Annotated in this window: 9 protein-coding genes; 7 read left to right on the top strand and 2 right to left on the bottom strand. The window is 47.9% G+C overall.

Features of this window, described 5'->3' with window-relative positions; genetic code table 11:
* Positions 1-23: 23 nt before the first annotated feature.
* Positions 24-3,143 carry a WD40/YVTN/BNR-like repeat-containing protein gene (locus RT717_RS11335; protein WP_317491850.1) on the bottom strand — a complete coding sequence of 1,040 codons (3,120 nt, stop codon included), beginning with the start codon at positions 3,141-3,143 and terminating at the stop codon, positions 24-26.
* Between the two features lie 380 nt (positions 3,144-3,523).
* Between RT717_RS11335 and RT717_RS11330 the strand changes: the two genes are divergently transcribed.
* The 5 genes from RT717_RS11330 to RT717_RS11310 all read left to right on the top strand — a co-directional run bounded on the left by RT717_RS11330 (position 3,524) and on the right by RT717_RS11310 (position 10,990).
* Positions 3,524-5,515, top strand: coding sequence for an alpha-amylase family protein (locus RT717_RS11330; RefSeq protein WP_317491849.1), 1,992 nt, complete (start codon positions 3,524-3,526; stop codon positions 5,513-5,515).
* Positions 5,516-5,615: 100 nt separating this feature from the next.
* The gene (locus tag RT717_RS11325) at positions 5,616-6,107 is read left to right on the top strand and encodes a hypothetical protein (protein ID WP_317491848.1); all 492 of its coding nucleotides are present in this window, start codon (positions 5,616-5,618) and stop codon (positions 6,105-6,107) included.
* 109 nt (positions 6,108-6,216) lie between these two features.
* On the top strand, positions 6,217-8,274 hold the full coding sequence (locus RT717_RS11320; protein ID WP_317491847.1) for a beta-N-acetylhexosaminidase family protein: 2,058 nt from the start codon (positions 6,217-6,219) through the stop codon (positions 8,272-8,274).
* Positions 8,275-8,445: 171 nt separating this feature from the next.
* Entirely contained in the window at positions 8,446-8,826 is a 381-nt protein-coding gene (locus tag RT717_RS11315) for a hypothetical protein (protein ID WP_317491846.1), read from the top strand.
* A gap of 250 nt (positions 8,827-9,076) precedes the next feature.
* Positions 9,077-10,990 (top strand): CASTOR/POLLUX-related putative ion channel, encoded by a 1,914-nt coding sequence (locus RT717_RS11310; RefSeq protein WP_317491845.1) that lies wholly within the window; start codon positions 9,077-9,079, stop codon positions 10,988-10,990.
* Positions 10,991-11,022: 32 nt separating this feature from the next.
* On the opposite strand, the gene RT717_RS11305 is transcribed toward RT717_RS11310, so the two are convergent.
* The gene (locus RT717_RS11305) at positions 11,023-12,303 is read right to left on the bottom strand and encodes a hypothetical protein (RefSeq protein ID WP_317491844.1); all 1,281 of its coding nucleotides are present in this window, start codon (positions 12,301-12,303) and stop codon (positions 11,023-11,025) included.
* A gap of 134 nt (positions 12,304-12,437) precedes the next feature.
* Between RT717_RS11305 and RT717_RS11300 the strand changes: the two genes are divergently transcribed.
* Together RT717_RS11300 and RT717_RS11295 are read left to right on the top strand one after the other, a co-directional pair.
* Positions 12,438-14,186 carry an outer membrane protein assembly factor BamB family protein gene (locus tag RT717_RS11300; protein WP_317491843.1) on the top strand — a complete coding sequence of 583 codons (1,749 nt, stop codon included), beginning with the start codon at positions 12,438-12,440 and terminating at the stop codon, positions 14,184-14,186.
* A gap of 78 nt (positions 14,187-14,264) precedes the next feature.
* On the top strand, positions 14,265-14,822 hold the full coding sequence (locus RT717_RS11295; protein WP_317491842.1) for a Crp/Fnr family transcriptional regulator: 558 nt from the start codon (positions 14,265-14,267) through the stop codon (positions 14,820-14,822).
* Positions 14,823-14,874: the final 52 nt, after the last annotated feature.

Genomic DNA, 14,874 nt, shown 5'->3' with positions numbered 1-14,874 from the left:
GCATCGACCAGGCTTTTTTGTGTCTATTTCTCTGTAATTATTCTGGGCACGTTTTCTTTTTCCAGCAACTGATTGAAAGCAGGGAAGTCAGTCGTCAATACTTCATCATACGGCTTTCTTAGGTCAATAAACTGTTTTTTGAGATCGTCGTAGCGCTCCAGCATGCCTGCTGTTGGTTTATTGTGATCGTCAATCACCACACCGTAAAGCCTGGCTATGTGGTTAGTGAACTTCCTCTCAAAATTGATTTCGTCCTGGCTGGTTTCAATTTGATTTTGGAAGATCGCATCTTCTGCTTCGGTCAGCTTCTTGTTCAATGCCGTTGCCTTATCTTTAATTTCTGACGAATAGCCGGCTTTTTCCGACCTTTCTGCAATGGCCTTTGCCTGCTCCCTGATAGCCCTCATGTTTCTGATCAAATCCTGGCTTTTGGTGATGTAGTCGGTCATTTCTGAAGCGAGATCAAATTGGGCCTGGTAGTCGGCTGTTGTAATGTGAGGCCAGCGAGGGTCTGCCTTTAACTCAAAGGTCTCGGTTTGGGAATAGTCTCCAGCCGTTAGTTTCACGGAGTAGGTGCCAAGCACAGCTTTTGGGCCAGGCGTTCTGTTAGCGCTGAACACCATCGCCATAAAGTTATCAGCCATTTTTGGGCCGGGGTACATCAGGTTCCACGACAGGCTGTTCATGCCTTCTTTTAGTTCCAACTCTTTTTCTCCCTTTGCCTTGTCGGGTTTGCTTGAGTAAACCACCGGAGTAACATCCCTCGCATCCATTATTTCTAAAGTCACTTTGTCGTCGGTCTTACTCACAAAGAAGTTGATATCTGCTGACCGCCCGTTCCAGCCGCCTACATTGGTTCTGTAGGTGTCTCTGGGCTTGTAAAGGAAGGCATCCCTTGCCATCAGGGCATCGTTGAGCTGGTGCAGGGGTGTAAGATCGTCCAGTATCCAAAAAGCCCGGCCCTGGGTGCTGATGACAAGGTCTTTCTCATGTACTTCCATGTCGGTAATAGGCGTTACAGGCAAGTTAAGCTGAAAGGGTTGCCAGTTTTTACCCTCATCGAAGGACAGGTACATACCGAATTCTGTGCCGGCGTAGAGGAGCCCTTTTCTGTCGGGGTCTTCAGCGATGGCTCGTACAAAGTGATTTGCAGGAATGCCGTTTTTACCGTTGGTCAGCGTCGACCAGGTAGCACCAAAGTCGTTGGTCATGAAAATGTAAGGGCTGAAATCCTTCCTGCGGTATTTGTACACAGCCACGAACGCTCTTCCGGCCTGATGAGACGATAGCTCAATCTTGTTCACAGTGCCCATGGCGGGCATGCCGGGAGGGGTGATGTTTTTCCACGACTTGCCGCCGTCTCTCGTGATGTGCACCAGCCCATCGTCGGAACCGGCCCACAGCTCACCTTCATTGAAGGGTGACTCCTCCAGCGCAAAGATGCTTGAGTACACTTCTACACCTGTGCCGTCGTGCTGAATAGGGCCACCAGGGATACCCAACGTTTCAGCGAACTTAGTGGTAAGATCCGGGCTTATCACTTCCCACGACTGCCCTTTGTTAGTTGACTTGTGCACATAGTTGGAGCCGTCGTAAATAACGTTTGTGTTGAATTTTGAAATCAGTACAGGGAAATTCCACTGCCAGCGGTACTTGAGCTTTCTTTGCTCGGTACCTTCTGTATAGTGAGGGTAGGCCGTTACCTGGCGCATTTCGCCGGTTTTCTTGTTGTAGAAAGTTATCTCGCCGCTGTAGCTTGTTGCATAAATGATGTCGGGGTTGGTCGGGTCTACGGCTACATCGGCTGATTCGCCGCCGCCAACACCGAACCACTCTTCGGTGTCGGTGAGAGAGCCGGAAGAGTAGGAGGGAACCGAGATGGTAGTGTTGTCCTGCTGGCCGGCATAGAGACGGTAAGGAAACTGGTTGTCGACAGTGACTCTGTAGAACTCCGACGTGGGCTGGTTCTGCTGGTGCGACCAGCTTTTGCCTCCGTTGATAGATACAGTAGCGCCACCATCGTTGCAGTGGATCATAATGTCCGTGTTGTCGGGATTGATCCAAAGGCCGTGGTTATCGCCATGGGGCACTCTTATGCGGGTATCGAATGTTTTGCCCCCGTCAATCGATTTGTAGAAGCCCACGTTGTTGACGTACACTGTGTTGGCATCTTTCGGGTCGGCGGTAATATGGGTGTAATACCAGCCCCGCTGGCGAAGCTCGTGGTCCCGATTGATTTTCTTCCAGGAACCACCGGCGTCGTCGGTTCGGTACACCCCGCCTTTGCTTTCGTCGGCCGTTTGTATCAGTGCCCAAACACGATCAGGTTGAGCAGGTGAAATGGCTAGTCCGATGCGGCCAAGAAGCCCGGTCGGCAGTCCGCCTTCCAGCTTTTCCCAGGTCTCACCCATGTCTTTCGACTTCCAGATGCCGCCTTCCATACCGCCGTCTGTCATGGCCCAGGGTTTGCGATCCGCACGCCACATCGCCGCATACATGATGCGAGGGTTGGCGGGGTTCATCTCTATATCTATAGCGCCTGTGCTGTCGCTTACGAATAGCGTTTTTTTCCAGCTTTTGCCTCCATCAATGGTTTTGTACACTCCTCTGTCCGGGTTGGGGCCGAAAGCGTTACCCAGAGCTGCTACCATGGCAATGTCAGGATTAGAGGGATGAACAACAATTTTACCGATCTGTCCGGCATTGGGTAGCCCAATAAAATCCCATGTTTTCCCTTCGTCCATGGTTTTGTAGACGCCAATGCCGGGAGAAACATTGCCTCTGAGGCAGGCAGAGCCAGTGCCGACGTAGATCACGTTGGGGTCGGAGGGAGCCACGGTAATAGCACCAATGGAGCCCACCTGAAACTGGCCGTCAGTGATATTCTCCCAGTTCCAGCCTGCGTCGTCTGTTTTCCAAACGCCGCCGCCCTGCGATCCCATGTAGAAGGTGTAGGGGCTTTGAGGTATACCGGCAACTGCAGTGGCTCTTCCGCCTCTGGAGGGGCCAACTGACCGGTATTTCATTTCCGAGAAATACTTTTGGTCAATGGTTTTGGGAGGTTGGGTTGTCTGGGCTTTTCGTTGTGCCAGGGCGGTTACTGCAAAAGTCACTAGCAGCAAGGGGAGCGCAAGTCTTTTCATGGTTAAGTTGTTTGATCTTCAATTGTTAGCCTCAAAGTATGAAGAAATAGACTTTGTGTTTAATCAATTTCGTAGCGCTGGCCGATAATAAGGATAATAGGGGGAGATTAGAGACGACTAAGGTGCGTACTTCACCTCCGTTGTTGCGCCCGCCACCAACGTTTATATAAGATTCAAGTAAACTGTATCGATATTGATTTACATTTATAAAAACAAGTTAGATGAGCTTTATGAGGGAAATTCTAAGATTATCGATGTTTTTAGTGTTGTTGCTAACTGCCCTATCATGTTCTCCTCCACAGTCAGGGACGAAAGCGGTTGGTGAACAGATCACCTGGCCCGACTCAATACCCTGGTGGAAGGCGAATAACCTTCGCACGATGCAGACCAATCTCCCTGCTTATGAGGCTGATCTTAATGTAAACTCACTGATCAATGATCTCAAAGGCTTCTCAGTGAATACATTGATCATCAATGCCGGTGGCATTATGGCCTTTTACCCCACCAAACTGGAAGACCAGTACACGAACCCTTTTATGAAGGAAAATATGTTGGGTGATGTAATCAGTAAATGCCATGAGAACGGCATTAGGGTAATTGTGCGATTTGATTTCAGCCGGGCTCACGAAAGCATTTTTGACAGGCATCCTGATTGGTTTTATCTGTCGCCAAAAGGAGAGCGGATCAGGAACGACGATATGTATGTGATTTCCATTAATGCACCCTATGAGCAAAAGGTGCTTTTCGACATTGTTGGTGAGGTGATTGACTTGTATGCTATTGATGGTATTTTCATCAACATGCCGGGTTACCAAACACGAAATGCCTATGAAGGAGTTTATCACGGCATTGACCAAAACCCCTACGATAAAGAGCGGTTTATGGAGTACAGCGGTATGAGCCTGCCATTGGTGGAGGACGACGCTGACCCGGTATTTCAAAAATACCAGGAGTTCAAAAAGTTCACTGTGGATGACTTGATGAAGCGACTACATTCCATGGTGAAGGCGAAGAATGAGCAGATCGCCATTTGCACGTACATGGGCAACTACGTCGACATCATCAGACATGAGTCGCACCCAAGTGGCCTGCCTTACTGGCCCTATTCAGCCTCTGACAATGTCAGCAATGTAGAAAACAGCTACCCTGACCACATCGTAAGTAACGCAAGTATCCAACAGATTTCTTTTCAGTCGAGGTATAACGCCGTGGAACCTGAGGAGTCGGCCATCAGGCTGTATCAAAACATTGCCAACGGCTCAGGGCTCGACATGAGTATTATGGGCGATTTCCAAGGGAATGAAGACGAGAGGAGTTATGAGGTTTTCAGAGAAGTATATGCTCACCACAAAGCCAACGAAAAGTACTACGGTCATTATATGTCTCCGGCTGAAATCGCCGTGGTGTCGCCAGGCTACTGGCCGGGAGGCGAGCGTGCGCAGGAATACAGGGGCATTCAGCTCATGCTGAAGGAGGCTCACCTTCAATTTGATCTAATAGAAGATGCCCAGCTGTCGAAACTGGGAAGTAAGATGAAAGGCTACAAGGTGATTATCCTTCCGGAAATTGTGAGTCTGGACAGCGGATCACTGGCTGTAATTAAGGCAGCAGTTGCTGGCGGCACCCACCTGATTGCGACCAACGAGTCGTTGAGTGGGCACCCGGATGCGCTGCTCGAGCTGTTCGGTGCAAAGGCTGTTCAGCCAGATCAGGATGGAGCAGGCTATTACCTGGCGCCTGAAAACAAATCAGTATTTAAAAGTTTTGACTTACAGAGCCTTATCATGTTTAAGTTTAACCTTGGCTTTTATAATTTTGACCAGGCTAACGAAACCTATTTGCCCATTTACACACCTGGCCGACCAGGCCCTCCCGAGAAAATAGGAGGCCATGAACCGACAGGTTACAAGGCCGTGGCCGTGAAAAACCATTCTGCAAGCAAAGCTGTTTTGATGCCCATCAATCTCGGCAGATTGTACTACATACATGGCTACGAAGAGCACAAGCAGATACTGCTTGATATAATCAACTACCTGGAGCCCGGCATTAGCGATTTGTTCACAACTAATGCGCACCCGAGAGTAGAGGCGGTGTTGCAAAAGTATGTAGAGAACACCCCCGAGAACTTTGGCAGGCAGGAGGAAGACGGTATCATTTTACATCTGGTGAATATTACAGGGTTTAGTGGCAACACGTTTTTTGAACCACTTACAGTTAATGACCTGGAATTCAGGGTGCGATGTGAAGTTAAACCATCCAGCGTGTTTACGATGGTGGGCAGTGATCCTGTTGACTATCGTTGGAGCGATGGGTACCTGCAACTCAAGATAGAGGAGTTGGGGCAATATGAAGCTGTGGTTATTGAAAAGTAGAAAAAAACATAAGGGCAATGGTAAATATATTTTCTTTTAGCCGACCTGAGAAATTATGGAGCTTTTACCTAGCTTTCATAAACCATTGATTTTTAAAACTATGAAAACATTTTTTCCTATTGTTTTACTGTTCCTGACTGTCCACCTTGCTGTAGGGCAGGATGATGGTGCTAAAACCGAAAAATTCGGCAATGCTACTATCGACAAATACATTGCCTCCGTTACTGAGTTTGCCAGCAAACAAAAAGGACTGTCTTCAACTCTGGCAAAGCTGGATGGAGATATTGACAAAGCGTCAAAGGAAGAGGATGAAAGTGCTATAGACGGCCTGCTCTCCAGGTTCAAAGACCTGGAAAGCTCTTACAAATCGCTGGATACAGACTCGAAACGCCTGTCTACTGACGGTGCCACTGCTTCAAAGGCTAGTTCGCAATGTGGCACCAAGGCACCGAAATGTGCAGAAGGAGTGAAGAAGGCCACCGCATTACTTGATGGTTCGATGAAAGCTATTGTTACAGACAAAACCAAAATGACCGGGCTGAAAGCCAAGGCCGAGGCTGCCAAAAAGAAGTTTGGCGGTTCCGGGGAATGACATTCCTATCATTAAGCAATTGCAAAACGCTATGATGCTTTAATCTTAGCGTTTTTTGTTAGTTTCAAGTATGTTGAAAAATTATACCCTGATAATCTGTTTCCAGCTGTTGACGTTTTGGGCAGCTGGCCAAACCATTAATTACCCTCCTGATATCCCCGGAATGGAGCGCCTGGTAATTAAAACTAAAGAAGCGCTGGCGTCCAATGAGATTACCGACTATGACATTGCCATTAAACTAGGAGCTGATCCCAACGTCAAAGCGGAAGGCTACCGGATAAACTGGAATGGGAACCAAACCATCATTTCAGCTAATGACTTCTCGGGTGCCCGGTACGGCCTCCTGGCTTTTACTGAGGAAATTGCCAACGGCGGGAAACCGAACCAAATAAATGGAAGGCAGGTCAACCCATCCATGGAAGTCCGGGCCATCAAGTTCAACCTGCCCTGGGATGCCTACCGGGAGAGCCTCAGCATGGACTACCACCTGAGCACCTGCCGGGATTTGAAGTTTTGGGAGGCTTTTCTGGATATGATGATGGCCAACCGTTTCAACCAGCTGGCGTTGTACAACATGCACCCTTTCCAATACATGGTGAAGTTACCCAACTATCCGGAAGCCAGTCCTTTTACCGATCAGGAAATGGCCGACTGGCAGGCGTTCTGGAAAGGGCTGTTCCGTATGGCCAAAGAAAGAGGAGTAGAGGTATTTATTGTCAACTGGAATATTGTGGTGCCTGAATCTTTTGCCAAACACCACGGTGTGAAAGCCCTCAATGATACTTCGCAAGTGGTGAGGGGCTATACAAGGGAGGCGGTGACTGCTGTCATTGATACCTACAACGACCTGTCAGGCCTTGGTGTAACCCTGGCCGACTGGATGACAAAAATGACAGCAGCAGAGCGGGAGGACTGGATTGCTGAGACGTTTGTAGCAGGCATGAAAGCGGCAAACAGGCCGGTGAAGTTTCTGCACAGGGCCGTGTTGTCGGGCTCAAGCAATGAAATGAGACGCATACTGGATGCTGCTGATTTTCAAGATCCTGTGCAAGTAGAAGTGAAGTTCAACTGGAGCCATGGGCATTCAACACCGAAGCTTTTGATCACCCACGCCAGCGAGTCCGGTGCTGTAAATACCGGCTATTGGAATCCGGCCCCTGAGAACTACAAAATTGAGTGGATGGTGCGCAACGAGGACTTCTTTATTCTCCGGTGGGGCGAGCCAGACTTTATCCGTAGCCACATCAAAACCAATACAGCCGACTTCATGAACGGGTATTATATTGGTTCTGAGGGTTATATACCTGCTTTCGAATACTTCACCAAACCTGAAATTGGTCGCACGTGGAACTACGCCTTCGAGCGCCAGTGGTTGTTTTACAGTCTTTGGGGCAGGCTACTGTACGATATCAACACGCCTGACACGGTATTTGAAGAACAGTTCAATCGAAAATACCATATGGATCAAGGGCCGCAGATGTTGGAGGCATATAAACTGGTGAGCAGGATGCCGTTGAGGCTGGCTTCGTTCTTCGGTTCTACCTGGGACTACACACTTTACGCTGAAGGGTTTATGTCGCCGGTAACACCTCCAGGGTATGGCTACGACGACAAGGTCTCCTTCTTTATTTCATTGGAAGAGCTAATGGACCGTAGGGTGCTGGATCCGAGCTACCTTTCTATCAAGGACTATGTGGCTATTCAGGTCGAAAAGAAAAAAGTGTCCGAGAGTAAGAAGACGCCTTTGGACCTGGCAAATGAATTGACAGCCAATGCGGCGGAAGCAGACGTCCTCATAAAGTCTTTTACCGCAAAAGGCACTATTTACACCAGTGAATACAATCAGGAAATAGATGATTTGAGAGCCTGGTCGCTCCTGAGTCGTTATTTTGCTAAGAAGCTGCAGGCAGGGGTTTATCTTGGGTTATTTAGGAAAAATGGAGACGCACTTCAAAAGCAACAGGCAGTCAAGGCCCTGGAAGAAGCCCTTGTTATCTGGAAAGAACTTTCGGAGGTAACCTCCAAAAACTACCTCGAAGTGCCCTACATTGTTGGTGGTGTTTTTGGTTTCCAGGATGAAAGGAAGGACTACTTTTCCTGGAAAAGCCTTATTCCAGAAGTGGAAAGAGATATTGAGGTGGCGAAATCTGCCAGCTTCCAAAAGTGACCTTTCAAAAAACTTTGAACAGAAAGGCTAATCTCTTTTGGAGAGGAGAGCCATTTCTTGCGTTGAGGCTCCGAAAACGTTTCTCGCATCTTTCACGAAACCAAAATATAAGATTGGTGTTCCATTTCTTTAACCAATGCTAAAACCCCTATATTTGCACCATAGTCAAAAATGAAAGTCAGAGGGTACATATTCACACGCAAGGTTCTTGCTTATTGCCTAGCCCTCTATTTGCTCAATTATAGCATTGATGGCAGGGACGCTCAGCCTGACTATGTGGCCGAGGATCTGACCCACAACGATATTGAAAGTATCCTGGAGTTCGCTTTGGAGTCGGTGCTGGGTATTGAAAACGCCATGCAGGAACACGATGAGCAGGATGGCGAAAATGGACACCCTGGTGTTCATCATGTGGTCTACTGTCAGCAGCCGCAGCTACCTACAATTTCGCTCGGCAATGACTTTGTGAGTGTTGTTCACACCTTCGGAAATCCCTTGTCTCTCATTTCACAAAATTTTTTGGAGATTAGCTCTCCACCGCCCAAAGCCTGAGCTTAAACCCAAAGTTTCCTGAGTTCAGCTTTTAGCTCTTGCTTTTTTGCATCATATTGAACCTGAGGAATTTTGGTGACCTGCTCCTGCAGCCAAAATGCCATATTGAAACTAACCGGTAGCCTGGTAGGTTATTTGTGTTTGCTGGTATAGTCCATCGGTATTTTTCCTTTGTGTGGCGAATTTCGGAGTAGTCGAATGCAGACAAAAATGTTTTTCTAAGGCAAATTCTGTCAAAAAGTTTCTTCAAATGAAAAATTACCCTTTTCGGGAAAAACTAAATTATAAGTTCGATAATTTGATGTCAGCCGGTCCGGTGGCACTCATACTTTATCTCACTATTTTCTCTACAGTTATACTATCTGTTTTTACCTGCATCCTCTTTTTTGCCAATATTCGCCCCGATGAAGCGCTGCCTGACGGCTACATCAATATACTATGGTTCGGCTTGATGCATACGCTTGACCCTGGCACATTGGCGGAGCATGAGGGGGACTGGATTTACAAGTTCTGGATGTTTGTGGTTACGGGGTACGGCATCATAGCGCTCAGTACGCTGATTGGTTTGATTTCAAATGGAATCATGGACAAAATTGATCGGCTGCGCAAAGGAAGATCCCGTATTGTGGACGACGGCCACGTGTTGATTTTGGGGTGGTCTTCGAAGATTTATACCATTGTGTCTGAATTAATCATAGCCAATGAAAACCAGAAAGATCCTCTTATTGTGATTTTGGCGGACAAGGACAAGATTGAGATGGAGGACAAGATTCGTGACAAAATACCCGACCATAAGAACACCAAGATTGTTTGTCGTACCGGGGATCCCATTGACCTGCACGACCTGGATATTGGGAATCCCGCAGGGTCAAAGTCGATCATCATTCTTGACAAGGAAAATGAAAACTCAGACAGCCAGATTATCAAGACAATTCTGGCGATTACTTCTAGCGACACCCGAAGGGAGACACCTTACCACATTACCGCCGAGATAAAGCACAGTGAGAATTATGAAGTGGCCAAGATGGTAGGAAAGGAAGAAGTAGAACTGATCCTTTCAGATGAATTTGTGTCGAAGGTGATGGTGCAAACCAGCCTGCAATCCGGGCTTTCTGTTGTTTACACGGAACTGATGGATTTCGGTGGTGATGAAATCTATTTCATGGAGGAGCCAAAGCTGGTAGGTAAAACCTTCAGAGAGGCTGTTTTTAGCTACGAGGATTCTGCCATCATTGGTATGCAGTCGGCTGACGAAGTTGAAATACTGATCAACCCACCGATGAATAAACTCATTCAAAAGGGAGATAAGCTCATTGGTATCACAGAAGATGACGACACCATGGTTGTATCGGGCAAGTCGTTTGTGATTGACGAGCAGCGCATCGTTCGGAGAGAAAGGAAGCCAAGTGTCGTAGAATCTATTCTCGTTATTGGCTGGAACCACAGAGCCAGCTTGGTGATCAGGGAGCTGGATAAGTATGTGGACGAAGGATCCACCGTTCATATTATTTCAAAATTTAAGCTAAGCGAAGAGCGCCTGGACAAACTACAGGCTTCGCTGGAGAATATCAGGTTGGAATTTCAGCACAGCGACACAACCGACAGAACCGAGCTTGAAAAACTCAACTGCCAGCAATACAATTACATCATCATGCTGTGCTATCAGGACGACTTTCCACTTCAGGAAGCAGATGCACAAACACTGATTACGCTGCTGCACCTCAGGAATATACTGGAGAGTGCCCCCACAAAGGTGAATTTGGTTTCGGAAATGATGGATATTCGCAATCGCCAACTGGCAGATGTAACCAGCGCCGATGACTTTATTGTGAGTGATAAGCTGCTTAGTTTGCTTATGACCCAGGTGGCAGAGAACAAGTATTTGATGCGTGTTTTCGAGGAACTGCTTGACGCCGACGGGGCTGAAATCTATATCAAGCCAGTTACAGATTACATTTCATTAGAGGCAAACAGCATGGTGACGACCAATTTTTACACAGTGCTGGAGTCAGCCGCACGCCAAAATGAAATTGCCATTGGCTATCGCCGGATGTCAGATGCCAAAAATGTGGAGATGGGCTATGGAGTGGTAGTGAACCCGAAAAAGTCAGAGCTGATAGAGTTCAGTTGGAAGGACAGGGTGATCGTGATTTCCGAGAGCTAGTCTCATGCCTGAGGGGGAATGGAGCAGGGCAATTAGAAGTTTTCTTCAAAAATGAGCTCTTCATCTTTTCCCCAAAGCTTTACGTAGTTGACACTTCCTGTCCCCTGAAATCGGAACTTCAATCCAACCAGGTCCACCGGCCCGAAATGGAGGTTCAGGCTATCGTATGCCAATTCATCGTTGATGAAAAGCCGCCCTGCCATATCTTTTACCTCATACCTCACCTTTACCCAATCTGAGAAGTCTACTCCCAAAGGCGTCGGGTCTTCAACTTTTCCATCCACGTCGTACAGGGCCAACCCTGAGATACAGCCTTTGATGGCCAACGGAACAATCAGCGCTCCTCCCGCCAGCAGGAGATGAACCTCGGTATGCTGACAAATGCCCGCACCTTCTCTAAAATCGTTCCGTAGTTCTGTCTCGAACACCAAATAGTCGGACTGCAGTCCCTCAAATGCCTTCACATAGAAATAGGATGTCCAGGGCGTTTCCGGCTGCAGGTGAATATTGTTACTGGTCAGCTTTTCAATTGGAAGCGACAAAGTCCCATTTCCTTCGATTACATCTTCCACTTTGAAATACACCGGCACCATTTCCTGCTCTACCAAAGGCAACCAACCCATAGAGGTGATATAAACAGGGTGCTGTTTCACAATACTATCGTTGACTACCAGCTTTGCCTGGAAGTAGCCGGGGTAGTAGTAGATAGAGGTGTGTACCTTCTTGTCGTAGGGTACTTGTTGGCGAAGCCTTTCGTCCCAGCTTTGTTGTATGTAGATGGTGTCGGTAGCGCTGGCGGGCGATGCGTCATAATCGAAAATCACGGAATTGGGCACGCCTTCTGACACCGCCTGCTTACTGCTGAAGCTGAACAGGCTGGCGTCCGGCAGAGGCTTTGTCTCTTCCTGGTCTTTGTTCGAGATATAAAACAGCAGCCATGCACCCAGAGGAAGTATGACTAGCAATGAAATAATGATGCCGGCGGGACGGCCTTTTTTCGCTTCTGCTGAAGTATGTTTCGTGTGGTTGTGTTCATTCGGCAGGCTGTTGGCGTATTGATAGGCCTTCCAGTTCTCGTGACCGAGGTACTGGGCAAGCGCATTGAGTGTGGTGGCTGTTGGCTTGCTTTGGTAGTCAATGGTGCCCCACAGGCGCTTCAAAGTGGCCACGCTAAGGTTAGTGCCAGTGGCAGCATGGATCTTCTCACTGAGTGCCTTGAAGTCGTTGGTAGTCCATGCTTCGCCAGGCCCCCAGTTGAGCCGGTTCTCTATTTCAACAAGGCATTCTTTTATATTGATATCGTCTGACTCCATGCCCAAAATTTAGCTGAATAGGGTTAGAAAAAATAGTTGAACCGACTTGAGCAGGTTTGAACAGACAAGTCCGGGCGTTTTTCGACAGTCTGTCATTCTTTTCGATTGATTTGTTGAAACCAAAACTCAAAAGTATGCAAAGAATATTACTTGTCCTGCTTGTGTTAGTCTCGCTTCCGGGTCTGCTCAATGCTAACGGCTCCCTCAACCACGCCCAAATCAAGTGGCGGTTTGAAACAGGAGCGCCTGTAAGAGGTACGGTTTCAATCAGTGAAGGCAAACTTTACTTTGGTAATTCTGCAGGCACTTTATACTGCGTCGAAAAGGAGTCGGCCAGGGAAATCTGGCAGTTCAAAGCTGGGGGTGCCATTGTTTCGCAACCACTTTTGGCGGGCGGAAAGGCAATTTTTCAGGCAAGAGACAACAAAGTGTATGCTGTTGATGTCACTTCAGGCAAGCTATTGTGGTCATTTCAAATGGAGAAGCCTGTTCCACATACCTGGGGTTGGGACTATTACGATGCATCGCCTGTCGCTCACGGCAGCAATGTTTTGATTGGTTCAGGCGACAATAATCTCTATGCACTCAATTTGCAGAATGGAAAACTCACCTGGAAGTTCTCCACGGCAGATAAGATAAGGGCTACGCCGCTCGTGAACGGGAACAAAGTGTATGTTCCTGACTTCAATGGATTTCTTTATGTAGTGAATGCTAGCAGTGGCAAGGAGGAAGGGAAATATGAGACGGAGGGGGTAAGTTATTACACCGAAGTATATGGATGGGACAGAACATCATTGATCTCCAGGCCAGCCATGAAGGACAATCAGCTGGTGTTCGGTGCAAGGGATGGTGGCTTGTATTGTATTGATGCCAGTTCGCTGAAAAAAAAATGGCGATTTACTTATGGATCCTCCTGGGTAGGGAGCTCGCCAACAATTGATGGAAATACGGTATATGTTGGGTGGTCCGATGCGCTCGCTGTTTCCGCAGTGGATATGATAAGTGGGAGGGAATTGTGGAAATACGATGGAGGATCCTATTTCTATTCCACCCCTGTGGTGGACGAAAATCACGTGTATATCGGCTCGTTTACGGGGTTGGTTTATGCATTTGAAAAAGCAACCGGCAGGGTGGCGTGGAAGTACCAGACAGAAGGAGCCGTGATGTCTTCGCCTATTCTCGACGAGGGAACCCTTTATATCGGGAGTGACGATGGTTCCTTGTATGCCTTTGAAGAAGGAGACGAAAGAATGCTTGCTGTCTATTACCCTGAACTGAGGGCGCAAAAAGAGATGATAAGCTCAGAAAAGATTTCACCATACCTGGAGCCCCTGGGCTATGCCCGGCTGGATACCGCTACGCTTACCACGTTCATGAGAGATCGGATTGCCGACAAAAAACAAAGCAGCATCGTGTTTGCCCATCAGTATATGCCAAAGGCGGTGGTTGGGGAAGAAGCAGGGGGAAGCCTGCTAAACCAATACATGGCGGCGGGCGGCAGGGTAATCTGGCTGGGTTATTTTCCTAACTATTGGGTCACCAACAAGGATTTCAATATTGTGGCATCCAATGCCCAGTATTCGGTCGATTTACTGGGAATAAATTTTGATGTTAACATGGACTTTGGGGTGTACTACGCAAAGGCTACGCCAGCAGGTCGCCATTGGGGACTCCCCGAATCGTTTGCCTCTTTAGGATCATCGATCTCCGGGGGTGAAGGCATTGTGCCCCTGGCAATGAACGAACATGGGCGGTTGGCTGCCTTTTGGAAGCCAATCGGTAGTATGAAAGGCGGGTACATCTCATTTTGCTCGTGGCACTATATGCCCATTCGGCAAGGCGATTTGGAAACAATAAGAAAGCTGGCCGAACACGGACTTTAGAGCAGGGAGATTTGGAGAGAAGAACGAGATTAGCAAACTTGGAGGCGGCAACAACCATCGCTCAAATTCTGCCAACCAATGTTTGCAAGTATTACCAAATCGCTGCTACAGTTACACCCTTTTTCAGCGCATGAGCTGGACCTGATCACGGTTCGCCTTGATACGACTCCGCTGAACAAGGGTGAATTCTTGCTAAAAGCGGGGCAGGTTTGTGGTGGACTTTTTTTTCTTGAACGGGGCAGCCTGGTGCAATACCGGCAGCACGATGACTCAGACACTATCGACGGTCTCTATTTGCCTGGCGACTGGGTAATTGACAACCTTAGTTTTGTCTCCAGAAAACCTGCTCTGGCCAGCATTGCCGCTTTTGAAGACTCGACGGTGCTGGGACTTGACGTTGGTTCAATTCATGAACTCATAGGCATTTCTCCGGTTTTCTTTGTGCTCGGGAAGCTTCTCGAGCACAACTTCATTGGGGTGGAGGGCAAGCTAAGTCCAAAGTCGATTGACGAAAAGTACGTGGAGCTACTTACTACCCGGCCTTTGCTCTTTCAGGTATTTCCCCTGAAACACATTGCATCGTATCTCCAGATCACGCCAGAAACGCTGAGCAGGATTAGATCCCGAATCAAGTGATTCATTTCTTGATTACGATCAAGTCTTTCCATTTTTAAACCCTTTATCATTG

The sequence above is a fragment of the Imperialibacter roseus genome (assembly GCF_032999765.1).
Lineage (GTDB): Bacteria > Bacteroidota > Bacteroidia > Cytophagales > Cyclobacteriaceae > Imperialibacter > Imperialibacter roseus.
Note: the sequence above shows the minus strand (reverse complement) of the source record. Positions and strands in the feature narration are given on the sequence as shown.